At 72.1% G+C, this 19,190-nt stretch carries 13 protein-coding genes; 2 read left to right on the plus strand and 11 right to left on the minus strand.

What is annotated here, in order from left to right; genetic code table 11:
* Positions 1-106 precede the first annotated feature (106 nt).
* The 11 genes from pstB to ACFXGX_RS39845 form a co-directional block, all read right to left on the minus strand.
* Positions 107-886, minus strand: a complete 780-nt coding sequence (gene pstB, locus ACFXGX_RS39795) for a phosphate ABC transporter ATP-binding protein PstB (RefSeq protein ID WP_355759750.1) — start codon at positions 884-886, stop codon at positions 107-109.
* A gap of 542 nt (positions 887-1,428) precedes the next feature.
* Complete coding sequence (locus tag ACFXGX_RS39800) at positions 1,429-2,337, minus strand: sortase (RefSeq protein ID WP_384802214.1); 909 nt, start codon at positions 2,335-2,337, stop codon at positions 1,429-1,431.
* 120 nt (positions 2,338-2,457) lie between these two features.
* Positions 2,458-4,452, minus strand: a complete 1,995-nt coding sequence (locus ACFXGX_RS39805; RefSeq protein ID WP_384802217.1) for an Ig-like domain repeat protein — start codon at positions 4,450-4,452, stop codon at positions 2,458-2,460.
* Positions 4,453-4,586: 134 nt separating this feature from the next.
* Positions 4,587-7,394: a hypothetical protein gene (locus tag ACFXGX_RS39810; RefSeq protein ID WP_384802220.1), complete on the minus strand. Its 2,808-nt coding sequence runs from the start codon at positions 7,392-7,394 to the stop codon at positions 4,587-4,589.
* A complete protein-coding gene (locus ACFXGX_RS39815; protein WP_384802223.1) occupies positions 7,391-9,151 on the minus strand; it encodes a substrate-binding domain-containing protein in 1,761 nt (586 codons plus the stop codon). The genes ACFXGX_RS39810 and ACFXGX_RS39815 overlap by 4 nt, the downstream gene beginning before the upstream one ends.
* On the minus strand, positions 9,151-10,437 hold the full coding sequence (gene pstA, locus ACFXGX_RS39820; RefSeq protein ID WP_384802226.1) for a phosphate ABC transporter permease PstA: 1,287 nt from the start codon (positions 10,435-10,437) through the stop codon (positions 9,151-9,153). The genes ACFXGX_RS39815 and pstA overlap by 1 nt, the downstream gene beginning before the upstream one ends.
* A 1-nt stretch (position 10,438) precedes the next feature.
* Positions 10,439-11,575, minus strand: coding sequence for a phosphate ABC transporter permease subunit PstC (gene pstC / locus ACFXGX_RS39825; RefSeq protein ID WP_384802229.1), 1,137 nt, complete (start codon positions 11,573-11,575; stop codon positions 10,439-10,441).
* A gap of 261 nt (positions 11,576-11,836) precedes the next feature.
* Positions 11,837-12,916, minus strand: a complete 1,080-nt coding sequence (locus ACFXGX_RS39830) for a hypothetical protein (protein ID WP_384802232.1) — start codon at positions 12,914-12,916, stop codon at positions 11,837-11,839.
* A 38-nt stretch (positions 12,917-12,954) separates the two neighbouring features.
* Entirely contained in the window at positions 12,955-13,893 is a 939-nt protein-coding gene (locus tag ACFXGX_RS39835) for an N-acetylneuraminate synthase family protein (RefSeq protein WP_355759645.1), read from the minus strand.
* A gap of 14 nt (positions 13,894-13,907) precedes the next feature.
* On the minus strand, positions 13,908-15,215 hold the full coding sequence (locus ACFXGX_RS39840) for a cytidylyltransferase domain-containing protein (protein ID WP_384802235.1): 1,308 nt from the start codon (positions 15,213-15,215) through the stop codon (positions 13,908-13,910).
* Positions 15,216-15,291: 76 nt separating this feature from the next.
* Complete coding sequence (locus tag ACFXGX_RS39845) at positions 15,292-16,629, minus strand: DUF6716 putative glycosyltransferase (protein ID WP_384802238.1); 1,338 nt, start codon at positions 16,627-16,629, stop codon at positions 15,292-15,294.
* 198 nt (positions 16,630-16,827) lie between these two features.
* Between ACFXGX_RS39845 and ACFXGX_RS39850 the strand changes: the two genes are divergently transcribed.
* The gene (locus tag ACFXGX_RS39850; protein ID WP_384802241.1) at positions 16,828-17,808 is read left to right on the plus strand and encodes a glycosyltransferase family 2 protein; all 981 of its coding nucleotides are present in this window, start codon (positions 16,828-16,830) and stop codon (positions 17,806-17,808) included.
* Entirely contained in the window at positions 17,805-19,139 is a 1,335-nt protein-coding gene (locus tag ACFXGX_RS39855) for a polysialyltransferase family glycosyltransferase (protein ID WP_384802245.1), read from the plus strand. Before ACFXGX_RS39850 ends, ACFXGX_RS39855 begins: the two co-directional genes overlap by 4 nt.
* The last annotated feature ends 51 nt before the right edge of the window (positions 19,140-19,190 follow it).

A 19,190-nucleotide genomic window follows, 5' to 3' on the forward strand; every position in this document is an offset into this window, starting at 1 on the left:
CACCGGCGCGGGCCGGGCCGCGCAGGCGGGCCGCGCAGGTGCGGTCGGTACAGGCGGCCCGGTGCGGACGGGGCCGGAGCGCGCGCGGTCGGTGCGGGTGGGTGGCTCAGCCGAAGCGGCCTGCCACGTAGTCCGCGGTGCGCTGGTCCTTCGGGGTGCCGAAGATGTCGGTGGTGGGACCGTGCTCGACGATGGCGCCCGGGGTGCCCTGCTCGGCGAGGAAGAACGCGCACTGGTGCGAGACGCGGGCCGCCTGCTGCATGTTGTGGGTGACGATGACGACGGTCACCTGTCCGGCGAGCTCGTGGATGGTCTCCTCGACACGCCGGGTCGAGGTCGGGTCGAGCGCCGAGCACGGCTCGTCCATGAGCAGGACCCGGGGCCGTACGGCGAGAGCGCGTGCGATGCACAGGCGCTGCTGCTGCCCTCCGGAGAGCGCGCCGCCGGGCTGCCGCAGCCGGTCCCGGACCTCCTTCCACAGGCCCGCCCGGGTCAGGCTCTCCTCGACCAGCTCGTCCTTCTCCCGGCGGCCCGCGCGCGTGCCGGTCAGGCGCAGGCCCGCGACCACGTTGTCGTAGATCGACATGGCCGGGAACGGGTTCGGCTTCTGGAAGACCATGCCGATCCGGCGCCGGGCCTCGGTCAGCCGCCGCTCGGGGGCGTAGATGTCCTCGCCGTCGAAGAGCACCTCGCCGGCCATCGCGGCGGAGGGGATCAGCTCGTGCATCCGGTTGAGGGTGCGCAGGAAGGTCGACTTGCCGCAGCCGGACGGGCCGATCAGGGCGGTGACCTGTCCGGCGGGCATGGTGAGGGAGACGCGCTCCAGCACCAGGTGGCTGCCGAACCAGGCCGACACCTCGCGCGCGTCGAGCTCGGCGGGAGCCACCGCGGGGCGGGCCGGGAGGGTCCCGTCCGACGGGACAGGCGGCAGGGCGACGGTGTCGGCCGCGGTGCCCGGGTCGATGACGGCGGTGGCGGCGGGCGCGGCACGGCCGGTGCCGGCGGTGGCCGCGACGCTGTCGGTCGGGGCGGTCTCGTTCACGGCGCTGTCACGCGCGGCGGTCGCATCGGTCACGTCGGGCACCTCATGGCGAAATCGGGCCGGGCTCGGCTCGGCGGGGTCAAGACGGAGAGCCGGGTGGGCTCGCCGGGTCAAGGCGATGAGTCGGGGCGGGCCCGGCTGGGGAACAGGGGTCGGGGCAGCGGCCGGGCCGGAATGGCCCGGTGGGGCGTGTCGGGTCGGGGCCGGAGTGTCCCGGTGGAACGTGTCGTGTCGGGTCGGGGCCGGAGTGAGCCGGTGGGGTGGTCGGGGCCGGAGCGGTTCTGCGGGGTTCCGGTGGTCGGGCCGCGAGGGGCTATGGTCGGGGCCCGACCGGTCGGCGGGTTCCGGTGGTCGGGCCGCGAGGGGCTGTGGTCGGTCAGGTCTGGTCAGGTCAGGTTGGGGAGGAGTTCCGTGGCTCGGGTCGCCACCTGGAGGCCGAGGACGGCGACGACCGGCGCGAACACGATCCAGGTCTGGTGGCGGCCCCAGCGGTGCCAGGCCCACACCGCGGCGACGGCCGCGACCACCAGTGCCTGGAGCCACATCACCAGCGGCCACGGCACTCCGCCGGGCCGGGCCAGCGGCTGTTCGGCCTCGGGCAGCGTGCCGGAGCGGATGACCGCGGCCGGGGTCTGCGCCGGCGCGGAGACCAGCTCCGCGTCGACCCGCAGCACCCCGCCGGGCATGAAGTCCGCTCCGGTGGCCGTGAGGAGGACCATGCGGCCCTTGCCCGCGTCGAGCGGGGCGGGCGCGGGATCACCGGCGCGCCGGAGGCCGAAGACCCGGTACGTCGCCTTGCCCTGGCCGGTGGTCACGGTGAGCGTGTCGCCGGCGGCGAGGTCGCCGAGGCGTCCGAAGGACCCGCCGTACGCGGCGGCACGGCCCATCAGCACGCTGGTGCCGGCCTGCCCCGGCATCGGGGTGTCCCGGCGGTGGCCGGGTCCGTCCTTCATGACGCCGGAGTCGGTGCCCTCCAGGACCACCTGGCGCACGTGCAGGGCGGGGATGTCGACGATCGCGACCGGGGTGCCGGGGGCGATCAGGGCGCCCTGCTCGTCGGTCTGGGACACCGGGGCGGTGCCCAGGGCCAGTTGGGCGCGCAGGGAGTCGTACGCGGCGTGCTGCGCGGCGCGTTCCTGGAAGCCGCTGAGGAACAGCAGCTGGGCGGTGAGGCCGAGCAGCAGGGCCGCGAGGGTGAGCAGGCCACCGCGGGCGAGATGCCGGACGGCGGTGACGCCCCGAACGCCCGGCCGCGGCAGGGGCGTTGCGAGCGTGGTCTGTACGGCGAGCGTCACGCCGGCACGTCTCCTTCACTCAACTCATGGAACGGGTGGGGCGGGGGACGGAAAGGGACCCCGCCGGGGAGCGTCCCGCTGGGCGCCCCCCGGCGAGAGGGTGGTGCTACAGGCCGCGGATCAGGTGGACTTGATCGTGAAGTTGGCGCCGTTCTTCGAGTTCACCGTGGTGGAACCCACGTACCAGGCGTGCAGGGTGTGGGTGCCGCGGGACAGCTTCGGCAGCTTGACGGTCACCTTGCCGCCGCTCAGGGTGCCGGTGGCGATGACGTGCGAGCCCTCGTAGATGCGGACCGTGCCGGTCGGCGTGGTGCCGGTCGCGGTGACCTTGACGGTGACGTTGGCCTGCGAGAGGTGGCTGATGGAGGCCGGAGCCGTGGTGGTGACGCTCGGGGCCGCCTTCGAGACGGCCAGCGAGGCGGTCCCGTTGGACGTCAGCAGCTTGCTGTTGCCGCCGTAGGACACCGTGAGGCTGTGCGTGGCGACCTTCAGGTGGCTGGACAGGCTGACGGAGACCTTGCCGGTGCTGTCCAGGGTGCCCGTGCCGAGGGTGGTGGTGCCCTCCTTCACGGTGACCGTGCCGGTCGGGACCACCCCGTGCGTGTCGGTGACCGTGACGGCGACCTTCGGGGTCTTGCCGTACGCGGTCGTCGCGGTGGTCGCCTTCAGGGTGGTCGTGTACTTGATGTCGCCGGTCCAGGTGGCGACGGCACCGCTGCCGTTGAGGTTGGCGGCGGAGACCGTGGCCGTGTAGTGACCGAGGGCCAGACCGCTGAACGTGTACGACCTGGTGGCGGCCGTGACGTCCTTGACGGCCACGACGGCGCCGTCCGAACCGGTCAGGGTCACGCGGTAGTCGGTGACGGGGAGGCCGGTGGCGGCCGGGGCGGTCCAGTTCAGCTTGACGCTGCCGTCGCCGCGGGTGCCGCTCAGGGACGGCGCGGCCGGCGTGGCGGCGTCGACGCCGGACTCCTCCAGGCCGCCGAGCTTGGCGTGCTTGGCGAGGTTGACCGAGCCGTTGTAGGACTCGTTCACGAAGCCGAACTTGGCGATGACGCCCTCGGCGGCGTCGGAGGCGAGGCCCGCCTCGTGCGAGCCGCTGGTGACGAAGACGTCGTAGAGGTCCTTGTCGAAGAAGATGCTGGTCGGGTCGATCGCCCGGCTCGGGACGACGTTGTACACGTCGCGGCCGAAGGTGGCGTTCTCGTAGTAGGCGCCGACCGGGGCGAGCTTGCCGTTCACGGTGGCGATCGGGGTGGTGGCGCCGGTGTCACCGGGAAGCTGCACGGCGGCCAGGTGGGCGCCGGCGGCCGCAGCGGTGGTGCTGAAGTCCGGGGAGATGCCGTTGTTCTGGGCGATCCAGCTTCCCACCGAGAACGGGACGAGCGCGCCGTCCGCGTCGAGGGCGCCGTTGGCCTGGTTCTCCTGGACGGTCGCGACGGTCGGGGAGAGCGTGGCGTCGGTGAGGCCGATGGCGCCGAGGAAGAACTTGCGGGTGCCGGAGCCGCTCTGCGGGATCTTCGGGTGCACGGTCTGGCCGCTCACCTCGGTCAGCGTGCCCGCGTAGATGTCGTGGAGCTGGTCGACGGTCAGCGTGTTGAGGGCCGAGCCGCGGACGGCGACGCCGACCGCGTCCCGCGCGAACGGGATGTAGGTGAAGGCGGTTCCGGAGGTGCTCGGGCCGCTGGAGGAGCGGGCGAAGTCGACCTGGCCCTTGATGGAGACACCCGAGCTGTCGGGGTACTTGTCGCCGGTCAGCGACATGCTGAGGGCGAGGCGGCCCTTGCCGGAGCCGTTCGGGCGCTGGAAGGTCGGGCCGCCCGTACGGGGCTGGATGTTCGAGGTGGTGGAGCCGGTGCCGGGCTCGATCGCGTCGTACGAGGCGATGCCCGCGCCGGTGGCCGACTTCACGGCGGTGGCCGTGTAGGAGTTGCCGTTGACGGTGTCGCCGGCCAGGGCGTTGAGCACGTCCTGGGTGGTGTCCGAGCCCACGCCGACAAGGGCGCGGAAGGTTCCGGCGGGGGTGGGGTCGGCGGACGCCGGGCTCGCCAGAGCCAGCGTGCCGGACACCACGGCGGCGGCGACCATGGCCGCCGAGAGGCGCGTCGTGCGCATTGAGAGTCTCCAGAGGGTGTGCGAGGTGACGTCGGGTGGATCTGGCAGGGTGGTACGGGCCGTCCGCCCCGACTGCCTTTAGGGGCGGGCGGCCGTCTGTGGGGAGCGGGGCCCGGCGGGCCCCGCTCCGGTGGCTAGCTCCGGCCCGAGGGCAGCCGTTTGCGCAGCCACTCGGGCAGGGTGACCGCGGGGACGGTCACCGCACGGCCGCCGGGCAGCGGGAGGCGGAGCCTGCCGCCGCCGGCGAACGGCGCGCCGATGCCGGCGACGGCGCCGAGCGCGGCTCCGACCGGGACGGCGTACCGCAGGGAGTTGGCCGGGTCGTCGGGCGTGGTGCCCAGCGCGGTGGTCTCCACGGCCTTGCCGCCGTCGTAGGACGCCGCGGCGCTCGGCTTCGTGCTCGCGCCGGCGCTCGGTGTGGCACCGCTGCCGCCGTCGCCGCCCGTGGAGCCGTCCGTGGAACCGCCGGTGCCGGTGTCGTCCGTGCCGCCGCCTGAGCCGCCGGACACCGCGGAGTCGCTGCCGCCCGTGGTGCCGCCGCTCGATCCGCCGGTGGAGCCGGAGCCGGAGGGTGTCGGGGAGGGTCCCTTGTAGTCGACGAGGGCGTCGGCGGCCGTGGTCGCCCTGGTGCGCAGGCCGGCGGAGAGCGGGGCGTAGCCGGCCGGGAGCAGGCCCGGGTCGGCGCCGCTGGTCTGTCCGTCACCGGCGGCGTACCGCAGCAGGGCCGCGTAGTCCTTGCGGGCGGCCGCGTCGATCCCGGCCGGCCTGACGGCCGCGTAGACGAGCTGGGCGAGCGGGTAGGCGCCCTCCGCGTCGGCCGTGGCCGGGGTGATCTCGGGGGCTCCGGAGCCCGTGACGCCGGTGGCCGCCGCGGTCAGGGACGAGGCGGAGGGGCCGACGAACGTGCCGGCGGTGTTGCGCAGCCGGGCGGTCTGCAGGCCGTAGCGCGCGGCGGAGGCCGCGTCGGTGACGGTGATGACGAACCGGGAGCCGACCGTCTGGGGGCCGGGGCTCTTGAAGGCCGGCGGGTTGGCGAGCGCGTCCCAGCTCGACTTCCAGAGGGTGTCGGCGCGCCGGGTGTGCAGGGCGCCGGAGTGCATGTCCTCGACGTAGGGGTGGAAGTCGGTCATGCACTGCTTGACGGTGGCGTCGGTGCCCGGCGGGATCGTGCACCAGGGGTCGCTCTTGGGGTAGTCGTCGGAGCTCGCGGGGTCGAAGGCGATGCCGGTCGGGTTACGGGACGCGGTGGTGCTGTAGTACGGGTTGACCTTGGCGCCCCAGTCGTCGGTCTCTCCGGCGAGGAAGCCGCGGGCGTCCTTGTCGGCGAGGATCCACTGCCACAGGGCGCGGGCGGAGTCGCTGTGCCCCAGCGAGGTGATGAGGTCGGTGTCGGTGGACGGGGTCTCGGAGACCGACAGGTCCGCGAACTCGGGGTTCAGGGAGATGAACTCGGGGTCGCTCGCGAGGCCCGCGGGGTTGTGCTTCGCCCAGTCGTAGCCGGTGGCCGCCGCGTCGCCGAGGACGGCTCCCCACGGCGAGTTGCGGTACGACTCGGTGAGCAGTTTGGCGACCAGGCGCGGGGTGAGGTCGACGGACTCGACCTTGGTTCCCGCGAGTTTGCGGATGGAGTCCGGCGCGCCGGCCTTGGGTCTGCGCTCGACGGTGAAGCCGATGACGGTTCCGGAGAGCGCGACGGGCGCGTACACGGTCTGGTCGGAGGGTGCCGTGGTCCCCGCGTCGGCTCCGAGGGCGCGGGTGGTGAAGGCGAGTCCGGCGGAGCCGTCGGCGGTGAGGCGGGCACGGGTGTCCGGCTCGCCGAGCTCGGTGTAGCCGTACACCGTGCCGGTCGGGCACAGGGCCGCCTGCCAGCTCGTCATGGCGTCGGCGGCGAGTTCGCTGCCGACCGTGGCGCGCTCGTCGGCACCGAGGGCGCAGTTGGTGCCGACGGAGTTGAAGCCGAGCGGGATCGCCACGCGGTTCTTCCAGTTGGTGGAGGAGACCGGGGAGCCGGCGTTGACCTGGCTGTGGTCGGCGTAGGGATTGCCGTCCAGGTCGAGGTGGCCCTGGGGGACGATGACCAGCCAGCAGGAGCGGGGCCTGGTGCCCCCGTTGACGGTGACCGGCACACCGCAGCCCAGGTGCGGGGCCTCGTTGGCGGTCTGGACCTCGAAGTACTCCTTGCCGGTGCCGTCGGCGCCGGTGCGGGCGAAGTCGACCTCGTTGGTGGTGTTGCGGTTGAAGAAGGCGTTGTTCTGGGTGCCGGAGGTGATCACCGTGCCGTCGACGGACTTGAAGGGCACCTCGCCCGGGGCGTTGGGGTTGCCGGCCCCGTACCGGTCGTCCTGGCCGTAGTTGGCGGGGTCGGCGCTGTAGAAGACCCTGCGGGTGTCGTCGTAGTCGTTGCCGGGCCAGCTCCCGCGGTCGGTGGTCGGCGAGGCGCCGTACTGGCACTGGGTCCGCGAGGGGCCGGGGTTGGACTGCACCGTGCCGTCGTCGTCGCCCCAGCACTGCATGATCTGCACGAAGTCGGTGTTGAACAGCGTGCCGGCGAACGTGGTCGGGGTACCGCCTGACCAGGAGACCGTGACCGCCTGACTGGTCAGGTGGGTGGTCTGGTCGACGGTGAACCTCATGTCCTTGAACTCGCCGCGGCCGGAGACCGTGACGGCCGAGGAGCCGGTGGCGGTGCCGGCCGCGGAGGCGGGAGCGGCGGCCTGGGCCACGCCGAGTCCGGCGAGGGCGCCGGCCGCCGCGCCCGCGACGACGCGCAGGAGCAGCCGGCGCATGCGGAGCATCGCGTTCCCGCGCGGGCGCGGGCCCATGACCGCCGCCCGCGCGCCACCGGGTCCGGTGCTGCCGGCTCCCGTGGTGCGGGAGCCGGTGGTGCGGGAGCCGGTGGTGCGCGCTCCGGTCGTACGGGAGCCGGTGATGCGGCGTCTCATCGCTTCTGCCCCTCTCCGGAGTCCTTGCCCGCGACGCGCCCGGCGATCGTCCGGGACACCACGGAGGGCAGCAGGACGAGGCCGAGGACCAGGAAGGCGGCGATCAGCATCAGCGTCTGGGTGCTGGACCAGCCCTGGCTGCCGGACACGGAGACCGGCTGGGCGAGCGCGATGGTGTCGGCCGCCGCGCCGGTCCCGCCGGTGCCGCCGCTGCCGCCCGAGGAACCCGTCCCCGAGCCGCCGCCCGAGCCGGGCGAGAGGGTCTGGCCGGTGTCCGGGTCGACGACCGGCTCGGACCCGCCGCCGGTTCCGCCTCCCGCTGCGGTGCCGCCGCCCGAACTCCCGCCGGTGCCGCCGCCGGTGCTTCCTCCGGTGGAGCCGCCCGAGGTGGAGCCGCCGCTCGTACCGCCGGAGGAGCCCGAACCGCCCGAGCCGCCGCCCGACTTGGCGCCACCGCTGCCGGTGGTGCAGGGCGCGGCGCCCTTCTTGTCGCAGGCGGCCGGGTAGGGGGCGGTGTCGGCGAGCTTGTTGTGCCCGTCGCTGGAGAAGGTCGGGTTGTTGCAGCCCTTGATGTTGACGCTCTGGGCCTGCACGCCCGGGATGCGGCGGATCTGGTCGAAGCCCGCCTTGACCAGGTTGATCGGCAGCGGCGAGTAGCCGAGCGACGGCGCCTGCTGCTGGCCCTGGCACATGAAGTAGTACGAGAACGCGCCGAGCGTCTTGCCCTTGGCCTTGGTGAAGGTGCCCTGCACCTTCAGGGGCAGGATCATGTACGAGTAGCTGGACAGCGGGTAGTTGCGCCGGTCGGAGTCGTTGTAGACGCCCTGGAGCTTCTGCGTCAGGTAGTCCGCGGAGTTCCTGTCGGTGTTGATCTTCGCCTTGAGCAGCGAGACCGCGACGTTCTGCGGGGTCGGCTCGGTGTAGTAGCCGGCGTGGTTGAGGACCTTGGCGACCGGATAGTGCGCGTTCAGGGCGTACGAGTAGTTGACGTACCCGATCGCGCCCTCGCCGTAGTTCTGGGCGACGTAGCCCGCGACGCCGAGGTCGCCGGACTGGGCGATCATTCCGGAGACGGTCGGGTAGTACGAGGTCTGTCCGCAGGCTCCGGAACGGCCGACCTTGCGGCAGTAGGCCTGCCACAGCGACTTGTGCTGGTTGGCCATCCACATCGTGAACTGGGCGGTGGAACCCGAGCCGTCGGAGCGTACGACGGGGACGATGGTGCGGTGCGGGAGCTGGATCCCCGGGTTGTCGGCCTTGATGACCGGGTCGTCCCAGGTCTTGACGGCACCGGTGAAGATCTTGGTGACCACGTCGCCGGACAGGCGCAGGTTGGTGACCCGCTTGCCGTTGACGGTCAGGTGGTACATGAAGACGGTTCCGCCGGCCACGATCGGCATGTAGGCGTACGACCCGGACGCGGGCCGCTCGGCGGCCGAGCCGTCGGTCGGGTGCGTCTGGAACGGGATGTCCGAGACGGCGAAGTCGACGGTGCCGCTGAGGAACTGACGGCGGCCGTCGGAGGATCCGGTGCCGGCGTAGCTGATTCGCATGCCGTACTGGTTGACGGCGCGTCGCCATTCGTCGACGGCGTTCTCGGCCCAGGTGGAACCGGCGCCGGATATGGGCGTGTAGCTCTCCGCCGCGGCGGGGGCCGCCAGCGGACCGGCCAGCAGCGCGGCGATCACGCCGAGCAGCGCGCCGAGCGTCCCGAGCGCCCGAAGGCGCCCGAGGGCGGTGTGGAGGTGGCTGCGCATCAGTCGGTCTCTCCGGTGGCGGGTGCGGACGGGGCGTATCCCGCGGGGTGCGGTTCCCCGGGGGTCTCGAACAGGGACAGGCCGGGCGCGTGCAGGTCCTCGAACCGCCGGACGTCCTGGCGCGAGGCGCGGGCGGTACGGCGGGCCTGACGCTTGGTCTGGTGGCCGGGGCCGCGTCCGCCGATGACCCGGGCGATCACGAACAGCACCAGGACGAGGGCCATCAGGACGGCGGCGGCGCCGAAGCCGCGGGCGATGTAGGCGGGCTCGGGCGACTTGACGAAGTTGAAGACCGCGAGCGGCAGCGAGACCATCGGCCCGCTCGTCGCGTTCATGTTGAGCGCGGTGGTGAAGCCGGCGGTGAGCAGGACGGGCGAGGTCTCGCCGATCCCCCTGGCGGTGCCGAGGATGACGGCGGTGGCGAGGCCGGAGCGGGCGGTGGGCAGCACGACGTGCCACACCGTGCGCCAGCGCGGCGCGCCGAGCGCCTCCGCGGCCTCGGTGAGGTTGCCGGGCACCAGGCGCAGCACCACGTCGGAGGCCCGGATCACGATCGGCAGCATCATCACGCTGATCGCGAAGCCGGCCGCGAGTCCCGACTTCTGCATGCCGAGGCCGAGGATCCAGGTGGCGTACACCATCAGACCGGCGACGATCGAGGGCAGCGCGGTCATCGCCTCGACGATCGTGCGGACGAACCGGGAGAACCGGCCCGGGATCTGGTTCAGGTAGACGGCACAGGCGAGGCCCAGCGGCACGGTGATCGCCAGCGCGATGGTGATCATGGTGAGGGTGCCGAGCATCGCGTGGGCGATACCGCCGTGGGTGAGCGGGTCGAGGGGGCCCGCCGCCTGCATGTCCTGGGTGAAGAAGTTGGCGTGCGGCAGCGCCTCCCGGCCGCGCCAGGCGGTGAAGCCGACGACCATGAACAGGCCGGAGAACAGCAGCGTGGCCGCCGTCCACAGCACGACCGTCATGACCCGGTCGCGTACGGCCTGGCCGTCCTCGTCGAGCCCGGTGAGCACCGCGTAGATCGCCAGGAAGACGAGGTAGGCGGTGACGGTGAAGCCCAGCGCGCCCGAGAACGGGGCGAGTTGGCCGAACAGCAGGACGGTGACGCAGAGTCCGGAGGCGGCGGCGCCGCACAGGGACAGCACTCCGGTGCGGGTGACCCCGCCGATGCGGCGCGGCCGGAGGGGCTCCGGCACGTGCTCCACCACGGCGTCCGTGTCCGCGGGAGCCGCGTCCCGCACGGTGAGCGGGGTGGTCTCTTCGATGACGGTCATCTCATGCCTCGCTCTGCGCGCCGGAGCGGCTGCGCGCCACCACGGTGGAGGCGGTGAAATTGACCGCCAGGGTGAGCAGGAACAGCGCCAGGCCCGCCGCCATCAGCGCCGACATGCCGAAGTCGGAGGCGTCGCCGTAGTGCAGGGCGATCAGCGAGGACACCGAGTTGGAGCCGGTCTGCAGGATGTGCGGCTGGATGACGAAGACCGGCGAGATGATCAGGTAGACCGCGATGGTCTCGCCGAGCGCCCGGCCGAGCCCGAGCATGGTGCCGCCGATCATGCCGCCCTTGCCGTACGGCAGGACGACCGAGCGGATCATGCCCCAGCGGGTCGCGCCGAGCGCGTAGGCGCCCTCGCGTTCGCCGGCCGGGGCCTGCGAGAAGACCTCGCGCATCACCGAGCACTGGATCGGGGCGACCATCAGGGCGACGACGATCCCGGCGACGAAGGTGGACGCGGTGAACACGCTCTCGGTGGCGAGCGGTTCGCCCGGCTGGGTGCCGTCCACCGTGAACAGGGGGATCCAGCCCAGCCATTCGGAGAGCCAGCGCGACAGGCCGATGACGTGCTGCTGGAGGAAGAACAGCCCCCACAGTCCGTAGACCACCGAGGGCACGGCCGCCATCAGGTCGACCATGGTCACCAGGGTGCGGCGCAGCTTGCGCGGGGCGACGTCGGAGATGAAGAGCGCGGTCCCGACGGCCAGCGGTACGGAGATCACCACCGCGACGAGCGCGATGAGGACGGTGCCGGTGAGGACGGCCGCGATGCCGAAGTTGTGGACGTCCGGCTGCCATGCGGCGGTGGTGAGGAAGGCGAAACCCCGGGCGCGCAGCGCCTGACCGGCCCTCAGGAGGAGGAAGAGTCCGACCCCCGCCATGATGGCGAGGACGGCTATGCCGGTGGCGGTGAGCTGGTAGCGGAAGACGCGGTCACCGAGCCCGCGGGCCGCGTTGAGCCGCCGGGGAGCGAGTGCGCGGCTCCCCGTCCCGGACGCGTGTCCGGCCGGCTCCGGCCTGGCCGGCTCCGGCCTGTGGGACGCCGATTCCTCGGACGTCGATTCCTCGGACTCGGATCTTCCGGGCTCTGCTCTTCCGGACTCCGGTCTGTCGGACTCCTCTTGCGCGGACGCCACGTGCTGCCCCCCACTCCGGAAACGGAACCCCCGCGCGACCGACGGCCGGTACCGCGCGCAGCGATTCAATGGCCGGATCGTGTCGCCCCAACGCGCGCGTTGTGGAGAACTGGTGAACAGCACACGTCCGTTCGGTGCGTTCGTCGTGGAGGATGGGCGGAGGGCGGTCCCGATGATCCGCGTAGATCGCGGTATGGACCAACGACAGAGCCCGGCGCGGTGCGCCGGGCTCTGAACGCCTGAATGTGCTTCTGGCTTGAACTAGATGGTGGATACCGCCGAGAGACGGTGGACGTCCCGGGCGGTCCCGGTGACCCCGGACAGGAAGCCCTGGGCCCGTGGCGAGGCGTTCTCCGTCAGCCAGGCCGGGTCGATGTCGCAGACCGCGACCCGCACCTCGGTGCCGGCCAGGGCGAGCGGCAGCGTGTGGACGACCGTCGACGGGAAGCTCAGGATCGTGCGGCCTATGGGGCCGCGCCGGGCGATCAGTTCGAGCGGCAGGTCGGGACGGACGATCTCCAGGCCCGTCTCGGCGGCCAGCCGGTGCAGTTTGTCCGCGCTCTCGCGGCGGTGCGCGAAATAGCGGGTCGCGCCGTGCGCCTTGGCGAGCGAGCGGACCGCGTCGAGGTAGCGGTCCGGGTCGACGACGCCCGTCTCGACGAGCGAGGTGCCGACCATGTCCGCGCTCCTGGTGATGCGCGGCGGGCCGAACCGGGCCCGGGTCCACGAGAAGTCGTTGGCGGTGATCGTGACACCGTCCGGCGCCGATTCGATCGGCATCGAGGAGAAGACCTCGACCGTACGGCGTTCGCTGGGCGTCAGCCGGCGGCGGGCCGAGGCGGACACGGGGGCGAAGAGCACGTCCCGCGGGCCGGGGCGGCCGCCGCGCCGGTGCCAGCGCACCAGGCGTTCACCGCGGGCGAGCTGGGCGACGAACTCCATCGTCGCCGTGCCGTCGTCGACCACCACCAGGTCACGCGCCTTGGTGATGGTCAGCAGAAGCTGCACGTAGCGGGAGAACGGGTCCCCCATCACGATCCGCCGGGCCCGGCGGAGCAGCGGCGCCAGTCCCCCGATGGTGTGGAAGGGGGCCGTGGCGCCGCCGCGCGCCTCCTCCCAGCGGACCGTGTGCCCCTCGTCGCGGGCCAGTTCCGCCATCCGGCGGAGCTGACCGCGCGTCATCGGGACGTTGGGGGACAGGACGACGAGGGTGAGCCCCGCGCCGGGCGCCGCACCGTTGTGGGCATGCGCGTGCGCCCACTCCAGCACGTTCAGGAGCTGTACCGGACTCTCGACGAAGGCGAGAGTGGAGGAGCCGGCGGAACCGGCGCGGGGGCTCATCGACGTACGACCGTCCCGTCGTAAGGGATTCAGGGCGTTCAGACCGAGACGGGCTCGCCCGCGGCCGCGGCGATCTCGGCCTCGGCGACGACGCCCGTGACGCGGCGCAGCTTCTTCATCGGGCCGAGCTCGGAGTCGTAGACCTTCTTGACGCCGTCGCCGAGGGAGGCCTCGATGGTGCGGATGTCGCGGACGAGGCGGGTCAGGCCCTGCGGCTCGACGGAGGCGGCCTGGTCGGAGCCCCACATCGCGCGGTCGAGGGTGATGTGACGCTCGACGAAGGTGGCGCCGAGGGCGACCGCGGCGAGCGTGGTCTGCAGGCCCGTCTCGTGGCCGGAGTAGCCGATCGGGACGTTCGGGTACTCGGCCTGGAGGGTGTTGATGACGCGGAGGTTGAGCTCCTCGGCCTGCGCCGGGTAGGTCGACGTGGCGTGGCACATCAGGATGTTGTCGCTGCCGAGGACCTCGACCGCGTGACGGATCTGCTTCGGCGTCGACATGCCGGTGGAGAGGATGACCGTGCGGCCGGTGCCGCGCAGGGCGCGGAGCAGCTCGTCGTCGGTCAGCGAGGCGGAGGCGACCTTGTGGGCCGGGACGTCGAACTTCTCCAGGAAGGCGACGGCCTCGGTGTCCCACGGGGAGGCGAACCAGTCGATGTTCTTGCTCTTGGCGTACTCGTCGATCTGGCGGTACTCGTCCTCACCGAACTCCACGCGGTGGCGGTAGTCGATGTAGGTCATGCGGCCCCAGGGGGTGTCGCGCTCGATGTCCCACTGGTCGCGCGGGGTGCAGATCTCCGGGGTGCGCTTCTGGAACTTGACGGCGTCGCAGCCGGCCTCGGCGGCCGCGTCGATGAGCTTGAAGGCGTTCTCCAGCTCACCGTTGTGGTTGATGCCGATCTCACCCACGACGTAGACGGGGTGGCCGGGACCGGCGGTCTTCGAACCGAACTGACGCAGACGGGAGTTGGTGCTCATGGTGGAGAAGTTCCTTACTTGTCGAGGGAGTCGAGAGAAGGGCCGAGGATCCAGCTGGCGATCTCTCGGATCGCGCCGTCGCCACCGGGGACGGTGGTGACCGCGCGTGCGGCGCCGCGCACGACGTCGTGGGCGCTCGCGACCGCCACGGGCCAGCCCACGAGGGCGAAGCACGGGAGGTCGTTGACGTCGTTGCCGACGTAGAGCACGCGCTCAGGCGCGATGCCCTGCTCCTCGCACCACTGCTTCAGTGCGAGGTCTTTCCGGTCGATGCCGTGCAGGACCGGAAGCTTGAGCTTGCGGGCCCGGGCGGCGACGACCGGGTTCTGTTCCGAGGACAGGATCAGCATCGTCAGCCCGCTCTTGCGGAGGGCGGCGATACCGAGGCCGTCCCCGCGGTGCACGGAGACGAACTCCCGTCCGTCGGAGTCGATCAGCACCCTGTCGTCGGTCTGGGTGCCGTCGAAGTCGAGGACGACCGCGTCGATGTCGTCGGCGGTCGGAAGTGTGCCGGGCCGGTTCGCGTCGAAGAGCGGCGCGAGGGCGCGGGCGCGGGCGAGGTCGTGCGGGTCGTCGATCTCCAGCACGCGGGCCGGGTCGGTGCGCACGAGTTCGGTGCGGCCGAAGAAGCGGTGCTTCGCCTCGCGGAAGCCGGTGGCCTCCATCGCGTAGACGGCTCCGGTCTCCAGGAGGTCCTGGGGGCGGTCCTGGCGGCGCGGCCGGAAGGACTTGTCGTGGTTGACGCCGTAGCCGCCGCTGGTGACGGTGTCGGCGACCAGGACGTCGGCGCGGCCGTCGACCGCCGCGTGCCCGGTCCCGGCGGCCACCGCGGCGGCGGGCTCGTCGTCCCCGTCGCGCCACACGAAGCCGTGGAAGGGGGCCACGGTCAGCGCCGTGTCCGCGCCGTTCGTGACGATCGCGTCCACGACGCCGTCCACGTCCTCGCGGATGATGAACGGGCTGGTGCACTGCACGAGCAGGACCACGTCGACCGGGGAGCCGTGCAGCGCCTCGTGGGTGTCCATGGCGTGCAGGACGGCGGCCTCGGAGGTGGCGGTGTCCCCGGCGATGGCGGCGGGGCGCAGCACGACCTCGGCGCCGGCCTGGCGGGCGGCCGCCGCGATGGCCTGGTCGTCGGTGGAGACGACGACGTCCGTCACGAGGCGGGCGGCGCGGCACTCGCGCACCGCGCGGGCCACCAGCGGCACACCGCCTACGGGCAGGAGGTTCTTGGCGGGCACGCCCTTGGAGCCGCCGCGCGCGGGGATCACCGCGAGTACGCGGCGCACCGGCGCGGCTTTGACCGCTTCCGAGTTGGTCATGCGCTGTTCTCCTTGACGAGGGAGGTGAGGGAGGCGTGGGGGGCGAGGGACGGCGGGCCGCCCGCTGTCGGGGTGCTCACAGTTCGCCCATCCGCCGGATCACCGGTGCCACGCGCTGGACGCCGTGGCGGTAGGCACCGCGGGCGGCCCGGCGCACGAACTGCCGTACGGGGCTGGGGTCCCGGTCCGCCGCCGGGGCGCCGGGCAGCGGGCTGCCGTCGGGGCCGAGGTGGTGGCGGGCGAGGATGCCGGGCAGATAGCCGGGCGCGGTGACGGGGGTGTAGTAGGGAGCGAGCGGCGGCAGCTCGTCCGCCGCGAGCAGGTCGGTGATGCGCCGCCGTGCCGCGTCGAAGGCCGTCTCGTACGATCCGTCGGCGGCGACGCCCTGCCGGGCCACCCACTCCGGGTCGGGCACCGGCCGGTGCCCCGCGTCGAGCTGGTCCCAGGAGGCGAGGCAGCCGGAGCCCACGAAGTGGTGGTTGCCGAGCGCCTCGCGCACCCCGAGGTCGCTGAGGACGACGGTGGGGACGCGCCGGTGCAGGGATTCCAGGGCGGCGGTGGAGCTGATGGTGACGAGCAGGTCGGTGCGGTCGAGGACCTCACCCATGTGCCCGTACACCAGGCGGAAGTTGGTCGGCGGGTCGGCCTTCTGTACGAGTTTCTGGTACGGCAGTTCCTCGATGTGCGTGGTGTGTTCGCCCGGCTTGGAGCGCAGCTTGAGCAGGACCTCGCGGTCCGGGTGGAGCCGCGCGTGGCCGATGAGCCGGTCCAGCAGGTACGTACGGTCCTTGCGGCTCTCCGGTACGGAGGGCTGGGCGGCGAAGACGACCGTGTAGGGCCTGTGTCCCTGCTTCGCGGACGGGTCGTTCTCCGTGTACGCGGCCCCGCCGAGGAAGGGCAGCGCGACCTCGGTCACCGATCCGGCGTCCGCGCCGACTCCTTCGTACACGGCCCGGAAGCGGTCCGCGTCCTGGCGGGAGTTGGCGAGGACGAGATCCGCGCCGTGCCGCAGGAGCAGCCCGTCGGCGAGCTTCTCGTAGACGACGCCTACATAGCCGGTGACGACCAGGGGCCGCTTCGCGCGTCCTTCCCAGGCGCGGGACAGGCCGTGCAGGACCGCCTGGACGGCACCGCCGACCAGGGCGAGGACGACGACGTCGTAGACGTCGTCCTCCTTGCCCAGCTCACGCAGGAACTCGAGGGCGGTGACCTCGCGGAGGGAGTCCGCGCGGACGCCTACCTCTTCGAGCTGGCGGGCGGTCGGGGTGGCACGGCCGCGCAGGAGGAATCCGTCGAGGCGGATGTCCGATTCGGCCGGGGAGATGCGGTTCGCGGTGAGCGATCCCCACTTCCACCGGGTGTCGGAATCCGCGAGGACGGCCACCCGCAGCGACTTCGAGGTACTTGCTGGCACGTCCTAGACGCTAGGAAGCCATTTCGAGGAGCGGCCCAACCTGAATACAACAAACGGTTAACAGCGCGTCGACGAATGGGGGATCAGCCCAGGATCGGCTGAGAAAACGACGTGGTTCACGGTACCGCCACGCGTCGTTCACCTTGCATCTCACCAACGGTAAAGACGAATGCCGGGCTTCCCCCTAACGTCACAGGGGTGGTCAAGCTCTCCGTCATCGTGCCGTTCTACAACGTGCAGCAATATGCGCCCGACACCCTGAAGAGCCTGCGTGCGAACGCACGGCAGGATTTCGAATTCATTCTCGTCGACGACTGCTCGCGCGACGAGACACCGGACATCCTCGCGCGCGCGGAGCGCGAGCTCCCGGGTGCGGTGTATGTCAGACACGAGAAGAACGGAGGACTGGCCACCGCCCGCAACACCGGGATCGACAAAGCGCGTGGCGAGTACCTCACGTTCCTGGACGGGGACGACTGGCTCGCCCCCGGATACTACGAACAACTCGTGTCCTCCATCGAGGATCTGGGCTGCGACTTCGTCCGTACGGACCACGTCCAGTGCACCGCGCGGTCCCGCACCATCCACCGTGTCCCGCACGGCCGGCGCGGGGTCGTCATGAATCCCCGTGACGCCATCCTCCCCTCCGACCGGTCCACCTCCGTCGACTACGCCTACGCCTGGGCGGGCATCTACCACCGCCGGCTGGTCGACCGGGGGCTGCTCCACTTCACCGACGGGCTGCGCACGGCCGAGGACCGGCCGTGGATCTGGAAGCTGCACCGGGAGGCCGAATCCTTCGCCACGGTGGGGCTGCTCGGCGTGTTCTACCGGCGTGGCGTCGCCTCCTCCCTCACCCAGATCGGGGACGTGCGCCAACTCGATTTCATTCGCGCGTTCGACCAGGTCGTGGCGGAAACCGCCGAGGACCGGGACGCGGAGAAACTCCTGCCCAAAGCCGTGCGCACGTATTGCGCGATTATCTCCCATCACCTGGGATCCATCGAAAGGTTCGAGCCAGCGGTGGCACGGAAACTGAAGTCCATGAGTGCCGTGGCACTGCGCCGAATGCCGCAGGGCGTGCTCGACGAGGCGCTCGACTCGATGGACGTCCAGCGCGCCACCCGGCTGCGCCGGCTGCGCCGACGGCCCGCGCCCGCCGCGGGGGTGGCCGCGTGACCACCCAGATCTTCATGGCGTCCACGCTGTACGGAACGGCCACGCTCGCCGCGGCCCTGGACACCGACAGCTTCGGGCCCGCCGACCGGCGCATCCTGCTCGTCTCCAACAACGCGGCGACGCCGGAGACGACACCCGCCGTGGACGCGATGCCCGGCTTCGAGCGGCTGCGCGGCCGCTTCGACGACGTCATCTCGTGGAACGAGACCATCTCCCCCTTCCACCCGGGCGGCTGGGCCCCGCGCCCGGACGACGTCCCCCTGTGGGAGCGGCATCTGCGGCTCGCCTGGAACCTCGGCGACGACGACGTCGAACTGGCCGTGGAGTCGATCCAGGTCAACCCGGCGCTCGGCATCTCCCAGATCTTCATGGGCGCGCCCGTCACGGTGTACGCCGACGGCCTGATGAGCTACGGCCCCACCCGCAACAAGATCGACCCGCTTGTCGGCACCCGGGTGACCCGGCTGCTCCATCTGGACCTGGTCCCCGGCCTGAAGCCGCTGCTGCTCACCGAGTTCGACGTCGAACCGCAGATCGTGCCCACGGACGCGTTCGTGAAGGTCCTCGCGGAACTCGTCGACACCGGTGACGAGCTGCCGTCGGTCGACGAGCCGGCGCTGCTTCTCGGCCAGTACCTCTCCGCGCTGGAGATCCTCACCGCCGAGGAGGAGGAGGAACTCCACGTACGGATGCTGAAGGGGGCCCTCGCGCTCGGCCACACCCGTGTGGTGTTCAAGCCGCACCCCTCCGCCCCGGCGCGCTGGTCGCGACTGCTGGAGAAGGAGGCCGAGAAGCTGGGCGCGGACCTCACCGTCCTGGACACCCCGGTCCTCGCCGAGGTGCTCTACCAGCGGATGCGGCCCGCGCTGGTCGTCGGCTGCTTCTCCACGGCGCTGCTCACGGCCTCCGCGCTCTACGGCCTGCCGGTCGCCCGCGTCGGGACCGGACCGCTGCTGGACCGGCTCACCCCGTACGAGAACAGCAACCGCGTTCCGGTGACCATCGTCGACGCGCTGCTGCCCGACCTGGCGGACGGCGCCGCGGTCGCCGAGCGGCGCACCGGCATGGACGTGGCGGACCTGACGCGGCTCCTGAGAGCCGTCGGCTTCGCGATGCAGCCGAAGATCTACCCGGACCTGCGTCCGGCGGCCGAGAGCTATCTGACGCACCAGCTCACCGAGGACACCTGGCGCTACTTCAAGCGCAAGCGCCTGACCTCCCTGGCGCTGCCCGGGGCGGTCCCGGCCCAGCTCGCCTTCATCCCGCGCAACGCCACCGTGCGCCGGGTCGCCCGCAGGGCGCGCTCGCTGAAGCGGGCGGTGGGCCGCTGAGGCGGCGAGCGTGTCCCGCGCGGGACACCAGGGGCGGGGCCGGGTCGTGAG

The sequence above is a fragment of the Streptomyces sp. NPDC059371 genome (assembly GCF_042751995.1).
Classification (GTDB): domain Bacteria; phylum Actinomycetota; class Actinomycetes; order Streptomycetales; family Streptomycetaceae; genus Streptomyces.